Annotated in this window: 20 protein-coding genes; 9 read left to right on the top strand and 11 right to left on the bottom strand. The window is 66.0% G+C overall.

The features are described from left to right. The first annotated feature begins 1 nt into the window (after window position 1). The 8 genes from kdpA (at window position 2) to QTH97_RS27530 (ending at window position 11,922) form a co-directional block, all read left to right on the top strand. Window positions 2-1,804 carry a potassium-transporting ATPase subunit KdpA gene (kdpA, locus tag QTH97_RS27495; protein WP_286571696.1) on the top strand — a complete coding sequence of 601 codons (1,803 nt, stop codon included), beginning with the start codon at window positions 2-4 and terminating at the stop codon, window positions 1,802-1,804. Window positions 1,805-1,815: 11 nt separating this feature from the next. Beyond that, window positions 1,816-3,984, top strand: coding sequence for a potassium-transporting ATPase subunit KdpB (gene kdpB / locus QTH97_RS27500; RefSeq protein WP_286571697.1), 2,169 nt, complete (start codon window positions 1,816-1,818; stop codon window positions 3,982-3,984). Between the two features lie 11 nt (window positions 3,985-3,995). After that, a complete protein-coding gene (gene kdpC, locus QTH97_RS27505) occupies window positions 3,996-4,574 on the top strand; it encodes a potassium-transporting ATPase subunit KdpC (protein ID WP_286571698.1) in 579 nt (192 codons plus the stop codon). Between the two features lie 322 nt (window positions 4,575-4,896). Further along, on the top strand, window positions 4,897-6,204 hold the full coding sequence (locus QTH97_RS27510) for an ATP citrate lyase citrate-binding domain-containing protein (protein ID WP_286571699.1): 1,308 nt from the start codon (window positions 4,897-4,899) through the stop codon (window positions 6,202-6,204). Window positions 6,205-6,215: 11 nt separating this feature from the next. Then, the gene (locus tag QTH97_RS27515; protein WP_286571700.1) at window positions 6,216-8,939 is read left to right on the top strand and encodes a CoA-binding protein; all 2,724 of its coding nucleotides are present in this window, start codon (window positions 6,216-6,218) and stop codon (window positions 8,937-8,939) included. Between the two features lie 19 nt (window positions 8,940-8,958). After that, a complete protein-coding gene (locus tag QTH97_RS27520) occupies window positions 8,959-10,272 on the top strand; it encodes a CitMHS family transporter (protein ID WP_286571701.1) in 1,314 nt (437 codons plus the stop codon). Window positions 10,273-10,285: 13 nt separating this feature from the next. After that, window positions 10,286-10,795, top strand: coding sequence for a universal stress protein (locus QTH97_RS27525; protein ID WP_286571702.1), 510 nt, complete (start codon window positions 10,286-10,288; stop codon window positions 10,793-10,795). Next, a complete protein-coding gene (locus tag QTH97_RS27530) occupies window positions 10,792-11,922 on the top strand; it encodes an ABC transporter substrate-binding protein (RefSeq protein ID WP_286571703.1) in 1,131 nt (376 codons plus the stop codon). The genes QTH97_RS27525 and QTH97_RS27530 overlap by 4 nt, the downstream gene beginning before the upstream one ends. A 154-nt stretch (window positions 11,923-12,076) precedes the next feature. On the opposite strand, the gene QTH97_RS27535 is transcribed toward QTH97_RS27530, so the two are convergent. The 10 genes from QTH97_RS27535 to QTH97_RS27580 form a co-directional block, all read right to left on the bottom strand. Further along, entirely contained in the window at window positions 12,077-13,081 is a 1,005-nt protein-coding gene (locus QTH97_RS27535) for a tripartite tricarboxylate transporter substrate binding protein (protein WP_286571704.1), read from the bottom strand. Window positions 13,082-13,178: 97 nt separating this feature from the next. Further along, window positions 13,179-14,042, bottom strand: a complete 864-nt coding sequence (locus tag QTH97_RS27540; RefSeq protein ID WP_286571705.1) for an isocitrate lyase/PEP mutase family protein — start codon at window positions 14,040-14,042, stop codon at window positions 13,179-13,181. A gap of 37 nt (window positions 14,043-14,079) precedes the next feature. Then, window positions 14,080-14,688, bottom strand: coding sequence for a 3-isopropylmalate dehydratase small subunit (gene leuD / locus QTH97_RS27545; protein WP_286571706.1), 609 nt, complete (start codon window positions 14,686-14,688; stop codon window positions 14,080-14,082). Then, window positions 14,685-16,088: a 3-isopropylmalate dehydratase large subunit gene (gene leuC, locus QTH97_RS27550; RefSeq protein ID WP_286571707.1), complete on the bottom strand. Its 1,404-nt coding sequence runs from the start codon at window positions 16,086-16,088 to the stop codon at window positions 14,685-14,687. Before leuC ends, leuD begins: the two co-directional genes overlap by 4 nt. Window positions 16,089-16,106: 18 nt before the next feature. Further along, window positions 16,107-17,051, bottom strand: a complete 945-nt coding sequence (locus QTH97_RS27555; RefSeq protein WP_286571773.1) for a Bug family tripartite tricarboxylate transporter substrate binding protein — start codon at window positions 17,049-17,051, stop codon at window positions 16,107-16,109. A 122-nt stretch (window positions 17,052-17,173) separates the two neighbouring features. After that, on the bottom strand, window positions 17,174-18,136 hold the full coding sequence (locus QTH97_RS27560; protein ID WP_286571709.1) for a 3-hydroxyacyl-CoA dehydrogenase: 963 nt from the start codon (window positions 18,134-18,136) through the stop codon (window positions 17,174-17,176). Beyond that, a complete protein-coding gene (locus QTH97_RS27565; protein ID WP_286571710.1) occupies window positions 18,133-19,221 on the bottom strand; it encodes a LacI family DNA-binding transcriptional regulator in 1,089 nt (362 codons plus the stop codon). The genes QTH97_RS27560 and QTH97_RS27565 overlap by 4 nt, the downstream gene beginning before the upstream one ends. Further along, a complete protein-coding gene (locus QTH97_RS27570; protein ID WP_286571711.1) occupies window positions 19,218-19,994 on the bottom strand; it encodes an SDR family NAD(P)-dependent oxidoreductase in 777 nt (258 codons plus the stop codon). The genes QTH97_RS27565 and QTH97_RS27570 overlap by 4 nt, the downstream gene beginning before the upstream one ends. Beyond that, a complete protein-coding gene (hisD, locus tag QTH97_RS27575) occupies window positions 19,991-21,313 on the bottom strand; it encodes a histidinol dehydrogenase (protein ID WP_286571712.1) in 1,323 nt (440 codons plus the stop codon). The genes QTH97_RS27570 and hisD overlap by 4 nt, the downstream gene beginning before the upstream one ends. A gap of 162 nt (window positions 21,314-21,475) precedes the next feature. Continuing rightward, window positions 21,476-22,444 carry an AraC family transcriptional regulator gene (locus tag QTH97_RS27580; RefSeq protein WP_286571713.1) on the bottom strand — a complete coding sequence of 323 codons (969 nt, stop codon included), beginning with the start codon at window positions 22,442-22,444 and terminating at the stop codon, window positions 21,476-21,478. 107 nt (window positions 22,445-22,551) lie between these two features. Here QTH97_RS27580 and QTH97_RS27585 point away from each other — a divergent pair, with 107 nt between their 5' ends. Beyond that, window positions 22,552-23,352, top strand: coding sequence for a methyltransferase domain-containing protein (locus QTH97_RS27585; RefSeq protein ID WP_286571714.1), 801 nt, complete (start codon window positions 22,552-22,554; stop codon window positions 23,350-23,352). A gap of 93 nt (window positions 23,353-23,445) precedes the next feature. On the opposite strand, the gene QTH97_RS27590 is transcribed toward QTH97_RS27585, so the two are convergent. Further along, window positions 23,446-23,673, bottom strand: coding sequence for a hypothetical protein (locus QTH97_RS27590; RefSeq protein WP_286571715.1), 228 nt, complete (start codon window positions 23,671-23,673; stop codon window positions 23,446-23,448). Between the last annotated feature and the right edge of the window lie 350 nt (window positions 23,674-24,023).

The following is a 24,023-nucleotide window of genomic DNA, read 5'->3' on the forward strand; positions in this document are numbered from 1 at the left end:
GATGACCGCCTCAGCCTGGGGCCTGCTGGCCCTGTTCCTCGTCGTGCTGGGCGTGCTGGCCTGGCCGCTCGGGCGCTACATCGCGGTGTTGTGCGAAGGACGCTTGCCGCGTTGGATGCAGCGCGTCGAAGCGCCGATCTTCAAGCTCGCGGGTGCTGCTCCCAACAGCTCGATGCACTGGCGCAGCTATGCCTTGGCGCTGCTCGCATTCAATGCGATCGGTGCCCTGGTCGTCTACGGCCTGCAACGACTGCAATCGCTGCTGCCCCTCAACCCTTCGGGCATGTCGGCGGTGTCGCCGGATTCGGCCTTCAACACCGCCGTGAGCTTTGTCTCCAACACCAACTGGCAAGGCTATGCCGGCGAATCGACGATGAGCTATCTCACGCAGATGCTCGGGCTCACGGTGCAGAACTTCCTCTCCGGCGCCACCGGCATCGCGGTCGCATTCGCGCTGGCCCGCGGCTTCGCGGCGCGCAGCACGGATGGCAAGGGCTTCGTCGGCAATTTCTGGGTCGACGTGACGCGCATCACCGTGTGGCTGCTGCTGCCGATCTCCTTCGTGATTTCGATCTTCTTCGCGGGGCAGGGCGTCATCCAGAACTTCGACGCCTACAAGACCGTGACCACGGTCGAGGCCACGGCCTACCAGCAGCCGAAGCTCGACGCAGCAGGCCAGCCCCTCAAGGACACATCCGGCAATCCGGTGCTCGAGGACGCCAAGGCCACTACTCAGACGCTGGCCATGGGCCCCGTCGCTTCGCAGGAGGCGATCAAGATGCTCGGCACCAACGGCGGCGGCTTCTTCAATGCCAACTCGGCGCATCCCTACGAGAACCCCACCGCGCTCACGAACTTCGTGCAGATGCTGGCGATCTTCCTGATCCCGGCCGCGCTGTGCTTCGCCTTCGGCCGTGTGGTCGGTGATCTGCGCCAGGGCTGGGCGGTGCTCGCGGCGATGACAGTGATCTTCGTGGCGGCGGTCGCCGTGGTCGTCCCTGCCGAGCAGGTCGGCAATCCGCTGATCGGCGGGCTGGGCGTGGACCAGGCTGCCAGCGCGGTGCAGTCCGGCGGCAACATGGAAGGCAAGGAAGTGCGCTTCGGCATCGCGGCCTCGAGCCTGTTCGCGGTGGTCACGACGGCCGCGTCCTGCGGTGCCGTCAATGCGATGCATGACGCCTTCACCCCGCTCGGCGGCATGGTGCCGATGGTGCTGATGCAACTCGGCGAAGTCGTCTTCGGCGGTGTCGGCACCGGCCTCTACAGCATGCTGATCTTCGCGATCCTCGCGGTCTTCATCTCGGGGCTGATGATCGGCCGCACGCCGGAATATCTGGGCAAGAAGATCGAGGTGCACGAGATGAAGCTGACCTCGATCGCGATCCTGGTCACGCCCATCCTGGTACTGGCCGGCACGGCGGTCGCGGCGATCGCGGACGCGGGCAGGGCGGGTATCGCCAATCCGGGCGCGCACGGCTTCTCCGAGATCCTCTACGCGCTGACCTCCGCCGCCAACAACAACGGCAGCGCCTTCGCCGGGCTCTCGGCCAACACGCCCTTCTACAACATGCTGCTCGCGGTCGCGATGTGGTTCGGTCGCTTCGCCGTGATCGTGCCGGTTCTTGCCATTGCCGGCGCATTGGCCGCCAAGAAGCGCCTTCCGGTGACCGCCGGAACCATGCCCACGCACGGCCCGCTGTTTGTGACCCTGCTGATCGGCACCGTGCTGCTGGTGGGCTTGCTCAACTATGTGCCCGCGCTGGCCCTCGGTCCGGTTGTCGAGCACCTGATCCTGTGGAAATGAGACCGCAGACCATGAAAAAGAATCCTTCTCCTATCGCCGTGGGTGAGCCTGCCGAATTGGCAGCCGCAGCCGAGGCCAAGGCCCTTGCCAGGCAGAAGAAGCACCTCTCGCTGTTCGATGCCGAGCTGGTCAAGCCGGCACTGTGGGGCGCCTTCGCCAAGCTGAGCCCGCGCGTGCAGTGGCGCAACCCGGTGATGTTCATTGTCTACATCGGCAGCATCCTGACGACCGCGTTGTGGGTGCACGCGATGAGCTTCCCCGGCGACACCGGCATGCCGGCCCCCTTCGTTCTCGCGGTCTCGATCTGGCTGTGGTTCACCGTGCTTTTCGCCAACTTCGCCGAAGCGCTGGCCGAAGGCCGCAGCAAGGCGCAGGCCGCGTCGCTGCGCGGACTGCGCAAGGACACATGGGCCCGGAAAATGGTCGAGCCTTTCCACGGCGGCAGGTGGCTTCCGTTGCAGGCGCCGGAGTTGCGCCGCGGCGACGTGGTGCTGGTCGAGGCGCATGACGTCATCCCGCTGGACGGCGAGGTGATCGAGGGCGTGGCCTCGGTCGACGAAAGCGCGATCACCGGCGAATCCGCTCCGGTGGTGCGCGAATCGGGCGGTGACTTCTCGGCCGTCACCGGTGGCACGCGGGTGCTGTCCGACTGGCTGGTCGTGCGCATCACGGTCAATCCGGGCGAATCCTTCCTCGATCGCATGATCGGCATGGTGGAGGCGGCCAAGCGCCAGAAGACGCCGAACGAGATCGCGCTGACGATCCTGCTGGTCGCACTGACGCTCGTGTTCCTGGTCGTCACGGCGACGCTGCTGCCGTACTCGGTATTCAGCGTCGGCGCGGCGGGCGCGGGTACGGTGGTCTCGCTGACGGCATTGGTCGCTCTGCTGGTGTGCCTGATTCCGACCACCATCGGCGGGCTGCTGTCCGCCGTGGGCGTGGCCGGCATGAGCCGCATGATGCAGGCCAACGTGATCGCCACGTCGGGCCGCGCGGTCGAGGCGGCGGGCGACGTCGATGTGCTGCTGCTCGACAAGACCGGCACCATCACCCATGGCAATCGGCAGGCGGCGTCCTTCCTGACCGCGCCCGGCGTACCGCAGGAGCGACTGGCGCGTGCGGCGCTGCTCGCCTCGTTGCCCGATGAAACGCCCGAAGGCCGCAGCATCGTCGAGCTGGCTCGCCGCGGCGGCACGGATGACAAGGGCGTCGAAGGTGCGCACTTCGTGCCCTTCACGGCCCAGACCCGCATGAGCGGGGTCAACCTGCCGCCGGACGCCAACAGTCTCGATGCCGACGCGATCGCGTTGCGCAAGGGCGCCGTCGACGCCGTGCGCCGCCACGTCGAAGCGCTCGGCGGCACCGTACCGGTCGAGGTGATCCATGCCGCCGACGCGGTGGCGCGTCGCGGCAGCACGCCGCTCGCGGTGGCCGAAGGGCCGCGCGTGCTCGGCATCGTCGAACTCAAGGACATCGTCAAGACCGACATCAAGGAGCGCTTCGCGGAGCTGCGCCGCATGGGCATCAAGACCGTGATGATCACAGGCGACAACAGGCTCACGGCGGCCGCTATTGCCGCCGAGGCTGGCGTGGACGACTTCCTCGCCGAGGCCACGCCGGAGGACAAGCTGGCGCTGATCCGGCGTTACCAGGCCGACGGCCGACTGGTCGCGATGACCGGCGACGGCACCAACGACGCCCCCGCGCTGGCGCAGGCCGATGTGGCCGTCGCGATGGGCAGCGGCACGCAGGCCGCGAAGGAGGCCGGCAACATGGTCGACCTCGACTCGAATCCGACCAAGCTGCTCGAGGTGGTCGAGACCGGCAAGGCGCTGCTGATGACACGCGGCTCCCTCACCACCTTCTCGATCGCGAACGACGTAGCGAAGTACTTCGCGATCATTCCGGCGATCTTCATCTCCACCTATCCGCAACTCGGCGCACTCAACGTGATGCGCCTCGCCAGCCCGTCGTCGGCCATTCTGTCGGCGGTGATCTTCAATGCGCTGATCATCGTGTTCCTGATCCCTCTCGCGCTGAAGGGCGTGCGCTACCGGCCCGTCGGCGCCGCCTCGCTGCTGCGCCGGAATCTCGCGATCTACGGACTTGGCGGACTCATCGTGCCCTTTGTCGGCATCAAGCTCATCGACTGGCTGCTTGTTGCAGTCGGCCTGGTCTGAGGACTCTCATCATGAACACGATTCTTCGTCCCGCCCTCGTGCTCTTCGTGCTGCTCAGCGCGATCACGGGCATCGTCTATCCCTTTGCGGTGACCGGCGTCGCGCAATCCGTCTTCCCGGCCCAGGCCGCGGGCAGCCTGGTCGTGCGCGATGGTGTCACGATCGGCTCGACCCTGATCGGCCAGAACTTCACGGATCCGAAGCACTTCTGGGGCCGACCGTCGGCCACGGCGCTCATGCCCTACAACGGCGGCGCGTCGGGCGGCGCCAACCAGGGGCCGCTGAATCCGGCGCTGATGGATGCGGTCCAGGGCCGCATCGAGGCCTTGCGCGCGGCAGACCCGGGCAACACCGTGCCGGTGCCGGTCGATCTGGTCACGACCTCGGCCAGCGGGCTCGACCCGGACATCAGCCCGGCGGCCGCCCACTACCAGGCGGCGCGCGTGGCGCGGCTGCGCAACCTGCCGGTCGAGCAGGTCGAAAGATTGATCGACGACCACGCGAAGGGGCGACTCTTTGGCCTGCTCGGCGAGGCCCGCGTGAACGTGCTGGCGCTGAACCTCGCGCTCGACGCGCAACCTTCCCCCTGATCCGGAGGCCCGACGGCGTGCATACGACCACGCCTCGGTTGTCGACGCCGCCGCTGTAGGCCACAGCTCGGCTTTGCCGCGAGCGGTTTCGAACTCGATGCCGGCACGCTCGATCCGAACCCCTGTGGGTTCGGACGTTGATGCTTGGCCCCACCGATGACCGACACACAACAACGCGCGGCAGATCAGCGTCTGATCGGTCACCAATCCCCCGGATATACCCTGTGTGCGGTGACGGCGGATCGACAGCTTCGATTCCTAGCATCGAAGTGTCGGTAGCGCCCATGGCGCGAGGCTTCAGCAACTACCTGGAGACAAGGACATGCAAATCACCGGAATGCTTCACGGAGCGCGCCTGCTCGAATTCGCAGGTTTTCCCACGACCGAGGTGCTCGGCCCGGCAGCCAGCGAGGAAGAAATCAAGGCCATGCTCGACAAGCACGGGCTGGTCTTCATCAAGCCAGTGTTCAAGGGCGGGATCGGCAAGAAGGGCAAGGCGGGCCTGCTCGGCCGCGCCAGGGATCTACAAACCGCGTTGGCCGAAAAGGAGCGCCTCTACTTCGCCGAGCACCAGGTCGGCCATGTCAAGGCCAAGGCCAACGGCGTGACCTTCGAGGCCGGCGTGCCAGCCAAGCACGAGGTGTATTTCTCGATCAGTGATTCGACTCAGTTCCGCGCGCCGACCATGACGCTCACGCACATGGGCGGCATGGACATCGAGGAACTCGACAAGAGCCAGGTCGCCATGGTGCCCTTCGATCCGCTGACCGGCCTGAAAGCCTTCGTGGTCGCGAACGCACTCACCGAGATCGGTGCCCCCAAGGAAATCATCTCGCCGCTCGTACAGCAGTTGCCCAAGCTGTGGGAGCTGTTCCACAACTTCGGCATGACCACGCTGGAACTGAATCCGATCCGCATGCGCGAGGACAAGAAGGGCCGCCTGACGCCGGTGGCGTGCGACTTCAAGTGTGGTTTCGACCGCGACGACCCGCGCTGGCTGCGCCTGAAGCTGCCGGCGCATCTGTTCGCGGCCGACTACTCCAGTTTCGAGCAGGAGATCAACACGTTGCGAACCCACCAGGGCCAGAGCGATGTCTACGTGATCAACGACAAGGGCACCGTGCTGGCACCGACCTTCGGCGGCGGCGCCAACTCGCTGGTCACCGAAATGCTGGGCGACGCGGCCATCATCAGCTCCGATTTCGGCGGCAATCCGCCCTACGAAAAGATGAAGGAGGTGGCGCGCATCTGCTTCAAGCACTGGCTGCGGCAAGCCAACGTGCTGTTCATCATCGGCGGCAAGAGCAACAACACCGACATTTTCGAGACGCTGCGCGCCATGGCCGACGCACTGCGCGAGCACTTCAGCACGCACGGCCCGACGCCGCTCTACGTGGTGGTGGGCCGAGGCGGTCCGAACCTCGTGCGCGGCATGGGCGCGCTGCGCGACACCTGCGATGCGCTGGGCCTGCCGTACCGGCTGTTCGGCTTCGACTCGGACATGAGCGAGGTGATCCAGTTCGCCAAGAAGATCGACTTGTGGATGCGTGACGGCGGCCGCGCACAGATCGCAAAGCGTCTGGGTCTTGGCCTGGGCACCGAATCGCCGGTCACCGCCAACGCGACCTGAGGAGACACGACATGCAAAGCACATTCCAACGTCAGAGCGTCGGCGGATTCAAGTACCACGTCGGCATCAGCTCGCTCACGCAGGTGGCCTCGCGCGACGATCGCGTCTGCGTGCTCAACATCCTGGGAGGCGAATCGAGCGACGTGACGCCGGTGAGCCACGTCTACTCCGGTGGCAACGTGGTGTGCGGAACGGCGCCAGGAAAGGGCGGCGCCGTGCTCGAAACCAGCATCGGCAACATTCCGGTCTACAACAACGTGCGCGAGGCGCTGGCCGCCGGCCACCGCTTCAACTGCGGTGTGGTGTACCTGCCGCCCTCCGCCGCCCGCGACGGCGTGGCAGAGTTGATCCGCGTGAACCCGGACCTTCGCAAGATCTTCATCATCACCGAGAAGATCTCGGTGCATGACGCGCGCGAGATCCGTGCGATGGGCCAGCAACACGGAATCGACATCTTCGGCGCCAACGGACTCGGCGTGGCCGACTCGTGGAACCAGGTGCGCATCGGCGGTGCACTGGGCGGCGACAAGCCAGGCGACTCGCTGCGGCCGGGCTCCATTGCGATCTTTTCCAACTCGGGTGGCTTCTCCACCACCATCGCGCAGTACCTTCGCATGCCAGGCTGGGGCACCACCACCGTGATCTCCAGCGGCAAGGATGTCTACATCCACTACGCGGCACCCGAGTTCGCTTTCGCCCTCGCCAATGACGCGCGCAGCAAGGCGGCCGTCCTGTACTGCGAACCTGGCGGCTACTACGAGAACGACGCAACCTTCACGAAGCCGGTGGTGGCATGCGTGGTCGGGCGCTGGAAGAGCAAGCTGACGCGCGCCGTGGGCCATGCGGGCGCCATGGCCGGCGGCAACGACGACGCGATGGCCAAGGAACGCTGGTTCATGGAGAAGTTCGGCGTCGATGCACTCTTCACACCCGAGAACCCGGTGGTCTCGGCCAAGGGTGCGGTGGTCACCAACATCGCCCACATCCCGGCCGCGCTGACGGCGGTGATGCGCGCCAACGCCACGATGCCGGACTTCCCGGCCGAGGGGAACCTGGCGCTGAAGCCGTGGTTCGGGTCGGACGAAGGACTCGACTTGCCCGACGAGTTGCGCCTGCCCGTGGTCGAGGCGCTGGCGCCCTACAACGAACAGGTCGCGCTGCTGAACACGCAGATCGGCGGCGTGGTGCCGCGCCAGGCCATGAAGGACGCTTCGGGCGCCTCGCAGATGGATCCGAAGACGCAGGTCAGCAGCCTGCACGGCATCACCATGCTGAACGCCGCGACCTTGTCGCTGGAATCGAACGTGGCGCTGGCGCTGGTGCACGACGCCGGGGGCGAGAACGACCGCAAGCTGATCGCACCGGCCGTTGCCGCCTACATCAACCTGCACGGCCAGCCCGAACTGGCGGCGGCTCAAGCCAGCCGCGAGACCGGCAATGCGCCCAATGCGGTGCTGGCAGCCGCGGCGGCCATCGTAGGGCCGAAGCGGCAGGAAGCGGCACGCACGGCACTCAAGTTCATGATCGAGCGCTTCCATGCGGCCGGACTGGGCATGGAGTTCGGCGCATCCCTGAGCGACGATTTCGACGTCACCAAGGTCGACGCCGGCGGCGAGCCGGGCCTGACGACCGACACGATGGACGCTCGGGCACAGGCCTTGATCGGCGGCGTCGATGCGCGTGGTGGCCGCTCGGTGTTCCTGCGCTGGCTCAAGAGCCTGCCGGGACATCCGACCGAAGCGGCCGCGCTGGCCGCGATCTCGGCGACGCTGGCCTGGGGACCTTTGTCACGCAAGCGCATCTCGCGAGCTACGGCAGAGAGCTTCCCGTGGTGGCTGCAGTTGTTCGGCACGCTGATCGGCGCTTCCGCCGATGCGAGCAAACACGAGGCGGGTCGCTTCTGCGGCATCGAGCAGCAGCAGTTGCTCGGGTCGCTGAGCCTGGGGGAGGTCGCTTTCGCTGCGCTGCTCGGCCACACGCCAGGCGAAGACGATCTCTTCGCCTTCCAGACGCTGGTGGGCCTGCTGCTGACCAACGGCCCTGGCGCGATCTCGGCGCAGGGTGCCAAGGGTGCGGTGTCGGCGGACGGTCCGGAACAGCCCGATCGCGTGCAACTCAACAAGGCGCTGATCGCCTTTCTCACGCACACCGGCTACGCCCATGGAGGCAACGGCTACGAGGGCATCGCCTACCTGGTCGAGCAATTCAAGGGCAGCGGACTGCAGGACCCGAGCGCCGCGACGCACGGCATCGACCTGCCGGCGCTGGCAGCCAAGGCGGTGGAGCAGTACGCGCAGTACAAGGCGCAAATGAAGACGCTCGGCAGCCTGGACATCGCGAAGCTGCCGGGTGTGAATCACCCCGTCTTCAAGGACAAGCCGGTCAACCACGACCCGCGCGAGGTGTTCATCGGAAAGCTGTTTGAGGAGCGCGGCGAGACCAACGTGTTCCACCAGTTCTATCGCTCGCTGGTGCAGCAGCTCTACGAGGCCGGCGTGTCGCGCAACGTCTACTGCGTGAACATTGATGCGGTGATCGCCGCGTTGCTGCTCAAGATGTTGTGGAAGCCGCTGCAGGCCGGCAAGATCGGCGAGCGCGAGTTGGAGACGGCCGCCTTCACCATCTTCCTGTACCCGCGCATGCTGGGCTGCGCCGCCGAGATCGACGACCACCTGAACCGAGGCCGCAACATGGACACGCGCACGGTGGCATCCAGCTGCAAGTTCGTGGCCTGACCAGTCCTCGAGGCGTTCCATGCTGACCGCACTTGCCTATCTGATGATCATCGTCTTCATGGCGCTGATCATGACCAAGCGCTTGTCCGCGATGGTCGCACTGATCCTGGTGCCCATCGTGTTCGGCTTGCTTGGGGGATTCGGGCTGGGCTTGGGCCCCATGATGCTGGACGGCATCAAGAAGCTGGCGCCGACGGGCGTCATGCTGATGTTCGCCATCCTCTACTTCGGCGTGATGATCGACGCCGGGTTGTTCGACCCGGCGGTGCGCGCAATCCTCAAGCTGGTCGGCGGCGACCCGATGAAGATCGTCGTCGGCACCTTCGTCCTGGCCGTGTTCGTCTCGCTCGACGGGGACGGCTCGACCACCTACATGATCACCTGCGCAGCGATGCTCCCGCTCTACAAGCGACTGGGCATCAGTCGGCTGGTGCTGGCGTGCGTGATCATGATGGCTGGCGGTCTCATGAACATCCTGCCGTGGGGTGGCCCCACGGCGCGGGCCGCGAGCGCCCTGGGCGTGGACGTGGGCCTGATCTTCGTGCCGATGATCCTGCCGATGGTCATCACCGGACTGTGGGGGGCTTTCGTCGCGTTCATCCTCGGGCGGCGCGAACGCAACCGGCTCGGGAGCATCACGCTTTCGGCGGCCACGCCGAACGAGCCTTTGCCGGAGGTGACTGCCGGCGACCCGAGCATCGCCAGGCCGAAGTTGCTCTGGATCAATTTCCTGCTGACGGTCGGCTTGATGGTGCTTCTGATCCTCGGCATCTTCCCGTTGCAGGTGTTGTTCATGGTCGCGTCGGCCATCGCACTCATGATCAACTACCCGAGCCTCCAGGACCAGAAGGAGCGACTCACTGCCCATGCCGCCAACATCGTGCCGGTGGTGTCGCTGATCTTCGCCGCGGGCATCTTCGTTGGCATCCTCTCGGGCACCAAGATGGTCGACGCGATCGCCGCCAGCGTGATCAGCGCCGTGCCGGACTGGATGGGCCCTTACCTGGCGATCGTGACGGCGGTCCTGAGCATTCCGTTCACCTTCTTCATCTCCAACGACGCGTTCTACTTCGGCATCCTTCCCATCCTGGCGAAGGCCGCTGCGGTCTACGGCATCGGCGCCGTCGAGATCGGGCGCGCGTCGTTGATAGGCCAGCAGGTGCATCTGCTGAGTCCGCTGGTAGCCTCGACCTACCTTCTCGTCGGCCTGGCGGAGGTGGAGTTCGGCGACCATCAGCGATACACCCTGCTGTGGGCCCTGTCCGCGGCCCTGGTGATGCTGGTGGCGACCATCATCCTGGGTGTCGTTCCCATCGTGGGTCACGTTCGATAGCCGGAGGTCTGCCATGAGCCACGAGATCAGATCCATTCTCTACGCTGCCGACGTCAGCGACGACTGCGAACGGGTGCTGGCCTACGCCATCGACATGGCGAACCGCCTGGGCGCCAGGCTGCAGGTACTCACGGTCATTCCGGACCAACGCGAGAAGTCCCTGATCGAAGTCGATTCGCACGTGCCCCAGGAATTGCTCGACCAGTATCACGACGCGCGCGCCGTGCGGGTCAAGCAGCACATCGAGGCCCAGGTGGCCGCCTTTTACGCGGTGCGCGCCGACAGGGCGCCCCAGCGACCCATCGCAGAGGTCACGGTGCACGAGGGAGACGACGTTGCCGAACTGATCCTGGAAGAAGCGCGCACGGGATCGGCCGACCTGATCCTGATGGCCTCCCACGGAGGGGGCATCCTGATCGGCCTTCTGTTCGGCTCGGTGGTTCACGAGGTGATGCGAAAGAGCCCCGTTCCCCTGCTGCTGGTACCGATCCACGGGCAACCGGAGCCCGGGGCGCAGCCATGAAGCGGCTGATCGGCCTGGGGCTCGCGCTGCTGGCCTCGCTTTGCCTGGCCCAGCAGTCGGAAGAGCTCATGAGCTACGCGCCGAGGGGCCGGGTGCCGCCGGGCTATCCAGCAGCGTACGCGGCCACGGTCAGGGCCGCCGAAGACGAAGGCAGGCTGGTGATCTATGCGACCACCGACGCGGTCGTCGCACGGCCGCTGATTGCCGATTTCAATGCGATGTACCCGCGCATCAATGTCGAGTACGAGGACCTGACGAGCACTGAACTGCACCACCGCTTCGTCGCCGAAACCCAATTGGGGGGCGGCTCGGCCGATGTGCTCTGGAGTTCGGCGATGGACCTGCAGGCCAGCCTCGTCAGCAACGGCTATGCGGAGACCTACGAGTCGCCGGAAAGCGCGGGCCTGCCTGCGTGGGCGAAGTGGAAGGGGCAGGCCTGGGCAACCACCTTTGAGCCGATCGTGATCGCCTACAACAGGACCCTCCTGCCCGCATCCGAAGTACCGCGCACTCATGCCGACCTGGCAAGACTCTTGAGTGCATCCACTGCGCGCCTCAACGGCAAGGTCGTGACCTACAACATCGAAAAGTCGGGCCTCGGCTTCTTCCTGGCCACGCAGGATGTGGGCGTCGCACCCGTGTTCTGGGACATCGCGCAAGGGTTGGGCAAGGTCGACGTGCGCTTCGCGTCGACGACGGACGCCATGCTCAAGGACGTCTCTTCAGGCAAGGCGGCGATCGCCTACAACGTGCTCGGCTCCTACACCGTTGCGCAGGCGCGCAAGGACACGAACATCGGATACGTCTTTCCGTCGGACTACACGCTTGTCATGTCGCGCCTGCAACTCATCAACAAGAAGGCGACGAATCCGAATGCCGCTCGATTGTGGGTGGACTACATCCTCTCGCGGCGGGGCCAGACCGTGATCGCCAACCAGGCGGGCCTTTACTCGGTGCGTACCGACGTCAATGGCGAGACGACGGCCGCACGATTGACTCAAACACTGGGCGGCAGCCTTCGAGCCATCACGGTTGGGCCCGGCCTGATCGGATATCTCAACAACCAGAACTACCGCGACTTCATCCGCCAGTGGCGTGGGGCCATCCAGAACCCACTGGGAAAGTGATCGTCGGTCGGTTCGGGTGCACAAGCTCCTACCCGATATTGGGCTGATCACGATTTCGGAAGACCACGCGATCCTGTAGTCGAAAGCGCTGCAGCACAAGCCGGATGCCTTCACGCACGGTCGTACCCCGTGCGACGAATCCCGCGTCTGCTCCTCAATCCAGCGGAAAGCGCTTTGTCAACGCGGTGAAGCGCTCGTCTTCCTTGCGTACTTGGGCTGCGAACTCGTCGGGCGTGTTGACCAGCGGCTCGGCGCCGGCGGCTGCGATGGCCTTTTGCAGCTCAGGGCTGCGCATGGCTTGGCGCACAGCGGCGTAGACACCCTGGGTCACCGCCGGAGGCGTGTCCTTGGCCGCAAACAGGCCGAACCAGGTGGTGTACTCGTACTGCGGCAGGCCGGTCTCTATCACGGTGCGCACATCGGGCGCACCGCTGGAGCGGTGTATGCCCTGGCTGGCAACGATCTTGAGGGTGCCGGCCTTTTGGTGCGGCAGGGCCGAGGCCACACCCGTCACCGCGAAGTTCACGTTGTTGGCGATCATGTCCGTGATGATGGCCGCCGTGCCCTTGTAGTTGGCGACGATCAGGTTGGGCAGCGCCTCCGCCTGCATCTGTCGGCCGAAGAGCTTGGCGACGTTCTCGCCGGTACCCATCGAGCAGGGCGTGGTGGCAGTCTTGCAGTAGCTGATCAGCTCGGGCAGCGTACTGGCGGGGAACTTGGCATTGGCCACGATCACGCCCGGCGATTCCGCGATGTTGGTGACCGGCACCAGGCGAGCCAGCGGGTCGATGCCCTTGAAGGCCGGCGTGTGCTTGGTCAGGACGATGGCCGGCGTCTGCAGCAGGAGGGTATAGCCGTCTGGCTTGGACTCGGTCACGCGGCGCGTGCCGATCAGGCCGTCTGCGCCGGGCACGTTCTCCACCAGCACCGGCTGGCCCCACTGTTCGGCCAGCAGCTTGGCCGTGGCGCGTGCCGTGGCATCGGTGCCCCCGCCGGGTACATAGGGGACGACGATGGTGACGGGGCGGGTGGGTTTCCATGTCGTCTGGGCCAGCGCAGGCGCTGCTGCGCCCAGTGTGGCCGCTGCCGCCAGGGCGGTGCAGCGCAGCAGTGCGCCCTTGTGCGGATGGCGGCTCTTGAGCTGTTGGGTGATCGGCATGCTGTCTTCCTTATGTGGGGTTTGCAATGTTGTGTGCAGGGCCGCGCATGGACTGCGGCAGGGGGCATGGCACGCCGCCCGGGTCGCGCCGCTTGCCTCAACGCGCCCAGCGCTTCTCGAAGTCCCAGACTTCTTCGAAGCCGATCAGCTTGCAGAACTCGTTGAAATCGGCCATCGGAATGTCAGGCGACAGGCTGGTGCCCGCTTCCTTGAGATGGCGCAGAGACTTCTCCATCGCGGCGGCGGCGACCAGGCTGGTCATGGCCGGGAAGATGGCCAGCGAATAGCCGATTTCCTTGAGCACATGGGCCGGCAGGATGGGTGTCTTCCCCCCATCGGCCATGTTGGCCATCATGGGCAGGTCGAAGGCCGCGCAGGCGCGGCGCATCTCTTCCTCGGACTGGGGAGCTTCGAAGAACAGGACGTCGGCCCCGGCCTTCGCATACGCCTCCATACGGCGCATGGCATCGTCCACGCCCAGGCTAGCGCGTGCATCGGTGCGCGCGATGATGAGGAAGTTCTCCTTGTCCTGGCGGGCCTCGGACGCGACCTTGATCTTCTCGACCATGTCCTCGATCGGCACGCAGCGCTTGTACGGCGTGTGGCCGCACTTCTTGGGGAATTCCTGGTCTTCGATCTGGATGGCCGTAACGCCAGCTTCCTCGTAGCCGCGCACGGTATGGTGCACGTTGAGCAGGCCGCCGTAGCCGGTGTCAGCGTCGGCGATCAGGGCCGCCTTGCTGGTGCGCGTGATGGTGCGCATGCGGTCCACCATCTGGGTATAGGTCGCGATACCGGCATCCGGCAGCCCCAGGCTGGAGGCGGTGAGCCAGTAGCCCGTGCCGTAGATGATGTCGAAGCCGACCTTGTTGGTCATGACGGTGGCGATCATGTCCTGCACGCCGGGGATGACGATGAATTCGCCCGCAGAGAGTTTTTGTCGAAGGATGGGGTTGGCCATGGTGGTTCCGTAAGGCAAGAAGAAAAAGAAAGGTGGCTCAGCCCATTGACGCCAGCCAGGGCTGGTCGTGCTGCACGCGCTCCTCATAGGCACGCAGCGCCGCATCGTGTCGCAGGGTGCGGTCCACCTCGTCCTCGGACGAGAGCAGTTGCTCCGCGTGACCGTCGGCGAGGGTGATGGACATCACGCTGCCGTCGGGCAGGTGCAGGCTGCGCTCGGCGACCCGCAGGTGCAGCACTGCATCGCCGCCGGCCACGGCCAGTGCCCGCACCAGACGCTCGTGATCGGCCGGCGTCAAGGTGGCCGCCACCACGCCGTTCTTCACGCAGTTGTTGCGGAAGATGTCGCCGAACGAAAGCGCCACGACAGCCTGCACCCCGTAGTCCGACAGAGCCCAGACGGCATGTTCGCGCGACGAGCCGCAACCGAAGTTGTGCGGCGCCACCAGCACGCGGGCCGGCGAGGGCTGCGCCATGAAACTCACTTCGGGCCGGCCTTCGGCCAGCCAATCGGCAAACAGGTGCACGCCCAGGCCGCTTCGTTGCACCAGGCGCAGGAAGCGGCCCGGAAAGATTGCATCGGTGTCGATGTCGTCGCGCTGCATCACGACGCAGCGGCCATGGGCTTCTGCGATGACGGTTTTCATGCGAGGTACTCCCGGGGATCCGTCAACCGGCCCTGCAGGGCGGATGCCGCGACGGCGGCAGGGCTCATCAGGTGAGTGCGGCCACCCTGTCCCTGCCGGTTTTCGAAGTTGCGGTTGGAGGTGGAGGCGCAGCGTTCGCCTGGCGCCAGGCTGTCGCCGTTCATGCCGATGCACATGGAGCAGCCCGATTCACGCCACTCGAATCCCGCGTCGACGAAGATCTGCGCCAGGCCTTCGGCCTCGGCCGCGCGCTTGACGCTGCCCGAGCCCGGCACCACCAGGGCGCGCACGCCCGCGGCCAAGCGGCGACCGCGCACCACGTCGGCAGCCGCGCGCAGGTCTTCCAGGCGGCCGTTGGTGCACGAACCGATGAAGGCCACATCGATGGCCACCGAAGACAGCGGCTGGCCGAACGTGAGGCCCATGTAGGCCAGGCTTTCGTTCAGACGGTCGCGCTCGGTCTCGTCCCTCGGCGCCGCACCGTCGCCCACGCGGCCGGAAAAGGCGGCGCTGTCCGCCGGCGTTGTGCCCCAGGTCACTCGCGGGGCGACGGTGGCGGCATCGAGCTGTACGCAACGGTCGTAGTCGGCCGGGGCATCGGTGCGCAAAGCGCTCCAGGCCTTCGCAGCCTGCTCGAAATGCTCGCGCGCAGCGCCCTGCACACGATCGCGCAAGTAGGCGAGGGTGGTGGCGTCGGGCGCGATCAGGCCGAAGCGCGAGCCGGCCTCGATGGTCATGTTGCACAGTGTGAGCCGCGCTTCCATCGAGAGCGCCTGCACGGTGGGGCCGAAGTATTCGATGCCGTGGCCGGTGCCGCCGCTGGTACCGATGTGGTGGATGAGGGCCAGCGCCAAGTCCTTGGAATAGACGCCCGCGGCCAGCGCGCCCGAGATGGCGACGCCCATGGTACGGGGCTTGCGCATCCACAGGCTCTGGGTGCTCATCACATGGGCAACTTCGGAGGTGCCAATGCCCCAGGCCAGTGCGCCCATGGCACCGAGCGTGGCGCTGTGCGAGTCACCGCAGACCACCGTACTGCCGGGCAGCACGTAGCCCAGTTCCGGCGCGATGACGTGGACGATGCCTTGCAGCGGATGGTCCAGGTCGAACAGGCGCATGCCGGTGGCCTGCGTGTTGCGCCGCAGGGTGGCGATCTGCTCCCGGCTTTCGGCATTGGGGATGTGGGACAGGCGGTCGGCCGTGGTCGGCACATTGTGGTCCTGCACCGCGATGTGGCGCGCCGACGAGCGCAGCGTGTGGCCGGCCTCGGCCATGCTGGCGAAGGCCTGCGGGCTGGACACCTCCTGCACCAGGTGCCGGTCGATGTAGACCAGGTCCTCGCCGGCATCGTTGCGGGCAACTGCGTGCGCCGCCCAGATTTTGTCGAACAGGGTTGTCATGGGGTGGGGGGAATTTCGTCAATCAAGCTTGATGTCGGCGGTCTTGACGATCGCCTTGTTCTTCTCCAGGTCGCGCACGATCTCGCGGCCATAGGCCTCGGGCGTGCCCGGCATGGCCACGATGCCCAGCGAGGCGAGACGGTCGCGCATCTCGGGCGCGTTCAGCACCTTTTGCAGCGCCGCGCTCAGCTTCCGGATCACCGGCTCCGGCGTGCGCGCGGGAGCCAGCAGGCCCACCCAGGAGTTGATCTCGAAGTCTTTCAGGCCGGCTTCGATGAAGGTCGGCACGTCCGGCAGCGAAGGAGCGCGCTGGCGCGAGGTGACGGCCACGGCCTTGACCTGACCGCCCTTGACGAAGGGCATGGCGCCCGTCACGGCGGCGAAGGTCACCGGCAGGGTGCCGCCCACCACGTCGGCCAGGGCCTGGCCACCGCCCTTGTAGGGCACGTGGGTCATCGGGATGCCGGTGCGTTGGTGCAGCATTTCACCAGCCAGATGGGTGGTGCTGCCGGCGCCTGCGCTGCCGTAGGACATGCCGCCGGGAACGGTCTTGGCGTAGTTCTGCAGTTCGGCCATGGTGTTGAGGCCCAGCTTGGCGTTGGTCGCCACCAGCAGGATGGCGTCGCCGATCTTGCCGATGGGTGCGAAGTCCTTGACGGGATCGAACGGCACCTTGGCATACACGTTGGGATTGATGACGAGCGTGCCGTCATAGCCGAGCAGCAGGGTGTAACCGTCGGGTTCGGCCCGCGCGGCCATTTGGGTGCCGATGTTGCCGGCGGCGCCGGGTTTGTTGTCCACCACCACCTGCTGGCCGAGTTCCTGGCTGAGCTTCTCGGCCACGATGCGGGCGCTGGTATCGGTCACGCCGGCGGTGGCGAAGGGCACGATCAGGCGGATCGGCTTGCTGGGATAGTCGCTCTGCGCATGGGCAGCGGGCAGGCCGCAGGCGGCCAGGGCCATGGCGGCGCCTAGCAGTCGACGGCGGGCTTGGGCGGGCAGTGTGGGGTACGGATTCACGATGTCGTTTCCTGTTGATTGGGCTGAAGGGAGCAGGGGCCGGGCGACCGGGGAGGGGATCGGAGTCACTGCCGCCGTTGGGCGGCGGCGAATTCCATCAGGCGTTCATCGCGCCAGGCGCGGCGCGACTCCAGATCTGCGTGCGGCAGGTGCTCGCGGCGATGTGCCTCCACCTGCCTGATCAGGGCTGCATCCCAGGGCTGTTTGTGGCTGCGTGAATCGGCGATTCGCTGGTAGAGCGGACCCAGGCGCGCGGCGTAGTCGGCCACGCCGCCCGGTGCATTCAGGTCGATGGTCTCGAAGGGTCCCATGAAGGACCACCGCCAACCCAGGCCATCGCGCACGGTCTTGTCGATGTCCTCGCAACTGGCGACACCTTCCTGCACCAGCGCCCAGGCTTCGCGCAGCAGCACCGCCTGCAGCCGGTTCAGCACGAAACCTTCGACCTCCTTGCGCACATGTACCACGGTCTGGCCCACGGCCCGCATCAACGCTTCGGCGAAGTCGACAGTGGTCGCCGACGTCTCGGGCGAGGGGACCAGCTCGACCACCGGCACCAGGTAGGGCGGGTTGACAGGATGCGCGATCAGAACCCGCGGCGAGATCGACAGCCCCATCGCGAACGCCGATCCAGGGATCCCGGAGGTCGAGCTGCCCACGATCAAGTCAGGCGAGGCGATGGCATCGAGGTCGACCATCAGCTGCCGCTTCACATCGACACGTTCCAGCACCGACTCCTGGACATAGGCCACGCCATCGACCGCCTCGACCAGCGTGGCAGCCGGCGTGATGCGCGCCAGCACGTCGGCGGGAGCCTCGTCGATCAGTCCGTGCCGCCGCAGGCCGGCCAGCTGTTCTGCGATCAGCGGAATCGCCTTGCGCGTGATCTCCGGGTTGGCGTCGAACATCTTCACGTTCAGGCCGGCACGGGCGTAGACCACAGCCCATCCGGCGCCCACCAGGCCGGCGCCGACGATCGCAACCGGGCGACCGCCGCAGAGTTTCTCAATGCCGTGGATATCGATCATCTTGTCTTGTTCCTCTTGTTTTCTGGACGGGGCAGTCGGCGCCCAGCCCGTGGCGCCGCGGCGCGCTGGGATTCGCGAACGCGCACGGTGCCGCGCTCGACCAGCACGCAGGGCACGGCCACACTGCGCGCCAGGATCTGGCCGCCGATCTGCTCGAGCAGCAGGGTGCGGGTGGCGTCGACCATGCGATCCACGTCCTGCTGCACGGTCGTCAGGTCGAACGACGGCCAGGCGGCCTGCGGAACGTTGTCGAAGCCCACCACCGACACATCGTGCGGCACCTGCAGGCCGAGTTCTCCGCGCAGGGTCTCCAGCGCCGCGATGGCCATGTGGTCATTGGCGGCGAACAGCGCATCGGGGCGCGTGGCCGGGTCGCCGAACAGCGCCAGCACCGCGCGCCGTGCTTCGACGAAGTCGTAACGGCCGACGGCCCTGGCGTGAAGGTCGAGGCCGGCCGCGGACAGGGCCTCGCACAGCCCGGCCTCGCGGTCCAAGCTGGTGGATGCGTTCTCCTGCCCGGCCAGCCAGGCAATGCGGCGATGGCCGGTGCGCACCAGCATCTCGCCCACGAGCCGGCCGCCGTCGTGGTTCTGCGAAGTCACCGAACTGGTCGAGTAGCGGCCCATGGCGCCCATCTGCGCCACGCGGTTGAACAGCACCACGGGTATGCCGGCACTGGTGCAGTCGTTCGCCAGGGCCGACGACAGCGTGGTGGACGCCATGACGATGCCATCGACCTGGTACTGCAGGATGTCCGCAAGCACGTCGTCGGCATCGACCGTCGGGCTGATGAAGAGCAGTACGTGGTAACCGTCCTGCTGCAGCGCCTGGCACAGGCGTTCGATGACCAGCGGGTAGAACTGGTTCTCCAGGCAACCCATGACCAGCCCGATGATGCGGCTGCGCCGGGTGATCAGGCTGCGGGCGATGGCATTGGGCCGGTAGCCAAGTTTGCGGGCGGCAGCATGGATTCGTTCGCGCGTTTCCGGCGCCACGCTGGCGCCGGGCGTGAAGGCGCGACTGACGGCCGACTGCGACACGTGAGCCAGGCGTGCAACGTCGTGGGCGGTGAGCTTGGCCTTCATGCTGCGGTCCAACCGCCATCCAGCATCAACGCGCTGCCGGTCATCAGGCTGGAGGCATCGCTGGCCAGGAACACGACCGGCCCCATGACCTCTTCGAGCCTGCCCAGACGACCCAGCGCGATCTTGTCGATCACGAACTGGCGAAACACCGGGTCCTCGAACATCGGGGCGGTAAGAGCCGTCTCGATGAAGGTCGGGCACAGCGTGTTGACCCGGATGCCCGCCGGACCCAGCTCCCAGGCCAGTGCCTTGCTCATGCCCTCGATGGCGTGCTTGCTGGCGCAGTAGAGCGTGCGGCGCGGGCTGCCCACGTGCCCCATCTGCGAGGACATGGTGATGATCGAGCCAGGCTGGCCCGCGGATTGCAGGCTTCGCGCGACTTCCCGGGTCACGTAGAGCGCCGCCTTCACGTTCAGGGCAAACACCGCATCGATGTCGTCATCGAGCGTGTCGGTGAGGAGCTTGGGCCGGTTCATGCCCGCGTTGTTGACGAGGATCTGGAACGGGGGCCGGGACCGGATCTCGCGGCTCACCGCGGCGGAGTCGGTCACGTCGAGGACGAGAGGATCGGCACTGCCGCCCCGCTCGCGTATCGCCGTGCAGGCATTCTCCAGTTCCACAACAGAGCGCGCCGCCAGCGTGACCTCGGCGCCCGCCTGGGCCAGTGCGGCAGCGGCCGCCAGCCCCAGTCCCCGGCCCGCGCCGGTGACCAGCGCCCGCTTGCCCTCGAGCCGGAAGCCGCCGAACGCAGGCGGCGTGGTCGCAGACATCATTCCTGCAGCGCCGGCACGGGTTCGTACCACGGCACTTCCGGCCGCGTGCCATAACGGCGCACCCGGATATTGGCCTGCTCGCCGTGTCCGGCGAAGTTCTCCATGTGGCAGAGGCGCGAGCAGTATTCGCCGATCTCGGCACTGGCCGCGTCACTCGCCACCCGCTGGAAAGTGCAGGTCTTCAGGAACTTGCCGACCCACAGGCCGCCGGTGTAGCGCGCCGCCTTGTTGGTGGGCAGCGTGTGGTTGGTGCCGATCACCTTGTCGCCGAATGCCACGTTGGTGCGCGGCCCGAGGAACAAGGCGCCGTAGTTGGTCATGTTGTTCAGGAAGTAGTCCGGATCGCGGGTCATGACCTGCACATGCTCCGACGCGAGCTCGTCGGCCTTCTGCAGCATTTCCTCCTGGGTGTCGCAGACGATGACTTCGCCGAAGTCGGCCCAGCTGCGCGCGGCGATCTCCGCAGTCGGCAGGATCTTCAGCTGCCGCTCCACTTCCACCATGGTGGCCCTGGCCAAGTCCTCGCTGGTCGTCAGGAGCACGGCGGGGGAAGTCAGGCCATGTTCGGCCTGGCCGAGCAGGTCGACTGCGCAGAGTTCGCCGTCCACCGAGTCGTCGGCGATGACGAGGGTTTCGGTCGGCCCTGCGAAAAGGTCGATGCCGACGCGGCCGAAGAGCTGGCGCTTGGCCTCGGCCACGAACATGTTGCCGGGTCCGACGAGCATGTCCACCGGCGCGATGCTGGACGTGCCGACCGCCATCGCCACGACAGCCTGCACGCCGCCCAGGACCAGAATTTCGTCTGCGCCCGCCAGGTGCATCGCGGCGACGATCGCAGGATGCGGCTCGCCGTGAAAGGGAGGCGCTGTTGCCACCACACGCTTCACGCCTGCGACCTTGGCGGTCAACACACTCATGTGCGCCGATGCCAGCAGCGGATACTTGCCGCCTGGGATGTAGCAACCGACCGCGTTGATGGGAATGTGCCGGTGTCCCAGGAACACGCCGGGACGGGTCTCGACCTCGACGTCCAGCATCGAGTCCCGCTGGATCTGGGCGAAGTTGCGGACCTGCGCCTGCGCGAAGCGGATGTCCTCCTGCTCGCGGGCCGACAGGCTCTTGATGGCTTTTTCGATGTTCGCCTGCGACAGTCGGAAGTCGGCCGGGTCCCAGTTGTCGAACTTCTTGCTGTATTCGCGGACGGCCGCATCACCGCGCGATTCGATGTCGCGAATGATGCTTTCGACCGTGCTGCGGACCTTGCTGTCGTCGTCGGCGCGGGCCTGAGTGTCGCGGCCGCGTTTGAGATAGCGAATCATGGAAACTTTCTGGGCTGGTTGTGCATACGTATGCAGCATCTCTTTTATGCATTCGTATGCAATTCAGGGTTTTCCCCAAGGTGAACGACGGCGACAAGTCCACGGGCTCTGGCTTGATTCATGCCAATCAAGCAGACGACCTTGGCAATTCGATCTCGTGGATCAGGCCGCTTCGCGAAGTCGCCATGCGGCAGGGGCCATGCCGACGCACTTCTTGAATGCGCGGCTGAAGGCCGCCTCCGACTCGTACCCGACTGCTTCGGCCACCGCAGCGACCTTCTTCGCGCCAGGCTCGGCCAGCATGAGGGTCGCGAGTTGCATGCGCCAGTGGGTCAGGTACTGCATCGGAGGCTGCCCGACGAATTGCGCAAAGCGTTCGACCAACACCGAACGTGATGCACCGGCCTGGGCCGCGAGTTCCTTCAACGTCCAGCGCTTGGCTGGTGCGCCGTGCAGTAGCGACAGAGTGCGCGCGACCAGCGGATCGTGCAGACCGGCTAGCCAACCGGTCTGCGCATCGTCAATTGTTTCCAGGTGATGCCGAATCACCTCGACAAACATCAGTTCGGCCAGGCGCAGCAGCACCCCCTGGCAGCCGGACGATGGCTCGCGCAACACGCACAGAGCGAACTCAACCAGGTGATGCATGCGATCGTTCGACTGGGTTGCGGGCCGCAAATGGATCATGGCGGGCAACGCGTCGAGCACCGGGTTGCAGGGCCTCAGGTCGCAACCGAGGAAGCCACAGATGAACTGTGTGCCGTCGGCTCCGTTGCCACCTTCGCTGACGATCGAAGGCAGTTCGCCGGAAGCCATGCTCCGGAAGAACGCGACGGCCTCCTCGGGTCCATAGGGAGCTTCAGTGCCGGGCGGATCGGCAAGGTAGTAGGCCTCGCCATGCGGCACGACCAGCACGTCGCCCGTTTCGAAGCGCTCGGGAGGCGCATCGCGAAGTCCGGCCCAGCAGCCACCATGCGTGACGATGTGGTATGAGATCAGGTGCTGAGAAGCCGGTAGCACGATCCGGCGAAACACTTCGGTCTGCGGCGCCCAGGACATCCATGGGGGATGCGCATCGACCAGAAACAGCATCGAGCCGGTCAGCCGCACGCACCGCAGCACGTCGGACATGACATCAGAGCCGGACGCCGCAGCATGCGATCCGGACTTTGGGTCATGGTCGACGTTCATGGCTGCCTTGATGCTATGGCTGCTGCGCTTCACGAAAGGAGCATGCCATGAGTGCGCGAATCGAAGGGGCCGTGCGGTCTCCGGCCGACGTGTATGACGACCAGTTCGTCCCGGCCCTGTTCAGGCACTGGGGCCCTGTGGTCTGCGACGCCGCGAAGATCACCGCGGGCCAACGTGTGCTCGACGTCGCCTGCGGCACCGGCGCCCTGACCGTCGCGGTGGCCGGGCGCGTCTGGCCGGGCGGCGCGGCGCTCGGGCTCGATGCAAACCCCGAGATGCTGGCGGTGGCTCAGCGAAAGCATCCGGACATCGAATGGCATCGCGGCTGCGCCGAATCGCTGCCCTTCGCCGACGCGGAATTCGATGCCGTCGTGAGTCAGTTCGGCTTGATGTTCTTCGACGATCGTGTTGCCGCGTTGCGTGAGATGCAGCGCGTGCTGCGGCCGGGCGGCCGCCTTGTCGTCGCAGTATGCGATGCGCTCGAGCGCTCGCCCGGCTACGCGGCGCTCGCCGCGCTGCTTGAGCGGCTATTCGGCAAGACCGTTGCCGATGCCTTCCGTGCACCATTCGTGCTCGGCGATGCGGCTGCACTTCGCGCACTGTGCGTAGCCGCGGATATCGCGGACGCGACTGTCGTTCAATGCCATGGCACCGTTCGCTTCGCATCGATCGACCTGCTGGTGTCGACCGAACGCGCCTGCGTGTGGACGCTTGGAGGTCAGTTGGACGCAACGCAGTTCGAGCTTCTGCGGGAAGAAGCGCAAGGCGCGTTGCTGCCATTCGTCGATGCCGGCGGCATGGTCTCGTTCGCGATGCCGGCCTTGCTGATCACCGCGGTGAAAAGGTGAGTTCCTCTCAAGCAGCCCTTGGCCATCGATCCACAAGCGACCGCCAAGCGGGTGACGGACTGCCCGTCGCGCAAGCCCTCGAATCTTGACGAGCTAGTCGCCCAGATCGCGCTGCACCTGCAAAAGCATCGAGCACCAGATCAGCCCGATCCGGTCCACCGCCTCGGCCATGGTGTAGCCCATCTGGGTGAGCCATTCGGGCCGGTTCAACACCAGGGCCGCCGCGATCTGCTCACCGGTGGAGAGCGCGCTGATCCCTCCGGCGCGGGCGTCCCGGCACTTGGCAAGCAGGTGGCGATATTCGAAGTTGTCTATGGACATAAATGTGTTGCGTTGCGTCCGGCCTTATCCGCGGCAGGCTGCCAGCCGAAGAAGCGACCGTCCTAGTGCGACCATAAGGGCATCAAGAATCGCGGACTTCAACCGGAGGTGCGCCGAGGCGGTCTCACCAACCAAAGCGCGTCTCGTTGTCATCCTTCATAGACTGGATTTTCAACCATTTGTAGTACTTTGGTACCCTTACTTGGCGTGCCAGGTGCGGAAAATCGCACGCGCTGCGCACCGAGAGCAACAAAAAGGCGTGGGGTAGGCGATGGAACTCGTTGGTTCGAGCGTCGATTGCACCCAGACGGCGCGCAAACCCGGCAGGAACTTCGTTGGAGTTGCCTGCT

It is taken from the genome of Variovorax gracilis (assembly GCF_030317115.1).
GTDB lineage: Bacteria > Pseudomonadota > Gammaproteobacteria > Burkholderiales > Burkholderiaceae_C > Variovorax > Variovorax gracilis.

What these genes read in the sequence shown, in the direction of transcription:
- kdpA (WP_286571696.1), top strand. Translation starts at nt 2, where the DNA reads ATGACCGCCTCAGCCTGGGGCCTGCTGGCCCTGTTCCTCGTCGTGCTG.
- kdpB (WP_286571697.1), top strand. Translation starts at nt 1,816, where the DNA reads ATGAAAAAGAATCCTTCTCCTATCGCCGTGGGTGAGCCTGCCGAATTG.
- kdpC (WP_286571698.1), top strand. Translation starts at nt 3,996, where the DNA reads ATGAACACGATTCTTCGTCCCGCCCTCGTGCTCTTCGTGCTGCTCAGC.
- QTH97_RS27510 (WP_286571699.1), top strand. Translation starts at nt 4,897, where the DNA reads ATGCAAATCACCGGAATGCTTCACGGAGCGCGCCTGCTCGAATTCGCA.
- QTH97_RS27515 (WP_286571700.1), top strand. Translation starts at nt 6,216, where the DNA reads ATGCAAAGCACATTCCAACGTCAGAGCGTCGGCGGATTCAAGTACCAC.
- QTH97_RS27520 (WP_286571701.1), top strand. Translation starts at nt 8,959, where the DNA reads ATGCTGACCGCACTTGCCTATCTGATGATCATCGTCTTCATGGCGCTG.
- QTH97_RS27525 (WP_286571702.1), top strand. Translation starts at nt 10,286, where the DNA reads ATGAGCCACGAGATCAGATCCATTCTCTACGCTGCCGACGTCAGCGAC.
- QTH97_RS27530 (WP_286571703.1), top strand. Translation starts at nt 10,792, where the DNA reads ATGAAGCGGCTGATCGGCCTGGGGCTCGCGCTGCTGGCCTCGCTTTGC.
- QTH97_RS27535 (WP_286571704.1), bottom strand. Translation starts at nt 13,081, where the DNA reads ATGCCGATCACCCAACAGCTCAAGAGCCGCCATCCGCACAAGGGCGCA.
- QTH97_RS27540 (WP_286571705.1), bottom strand. Translation starts at nt 14,042, where the DNA reads ATGGCCAACCCCATCCTTCGACAAAAACTCTCTGCGGGCGAATTCATC.
- leuD (WP_286571706.1), bottom strand. Translation starts at nt 14,688, where the DNA reads ATGAAAACCGTCATCGCAGAAGCCCATGGCCGCTGCGTCGTGATGCAG.
- leuC (WP_286571707.1), bottom strand. Translation starts at nt 16,088, where the DNA reads ATGACAACCCTGTTCGACAAAATCTGGGCGGCGCACGCAGTTGCCCGC.
- QTH97_RS27555 (WP_286571773.1), bottom strand. Translation starts at nt 17,051, where the DNA reads ATGGCCCTGGCCGCCTGCGGCCTGCCCGCTGCCCATGCGCAGAGCGAC.
- QTH97_RS27560 (WP_286571709.1), bottom strand. Translation starts at nt 18,136, where the DNA reads ATGATCGATATCCACGGCATTGAGAAACTCTGCGGCGGTCGCCCGGTT.
- QTH97_RS27565 (WP_286571710.1), bottom strand. Translation starts at nt 19,221, where the DNA reads ATGAAGGCCAAGCTCACCGCCCACGACGTTGCACGCCTGGCTCACGTG.
- QTH97_RS27570 (WP_286571711.1), bottom strand. Translation starts at nt 19,994, where the DNA reads ATGATGTCTGCGACCACGCCGCCTGCGTTCGGCGGCTTCCGGCTCGAG.
- hisD (WP_286571712.1), bottom strand. Translation starts at nt 21,313, where the DNA reads ATGATTCGCTATCTCAAACGCGGCCGCGACACTCAGGCCCGCGCCGAC.
- QTH97_RS27580 (WP_286571713.1), bottom strand. Translation starts at nt 22,444, where the DNA reads ATGTCCGACGTGCTGCGGTGCGTGCGGCTGACCGGCTCGATGCTGTTT.
- QTH97_RS27585 (WP_286571714.1), top strand. Translation starts at nt 22,552, where the DNA reads ATGAGTGCGCGAATCGAAGGGGCCGTGCGGTCTCCGGCCGACGTGTAT.
- QTH97_RS27590 (WP_286571715.1), bottom strand. Translation starts at nt 23,673, where the DNA reads ATGTCCATAGACAACTTCGAATATCGCCACCTGCTTGCCAAGTGCCGG.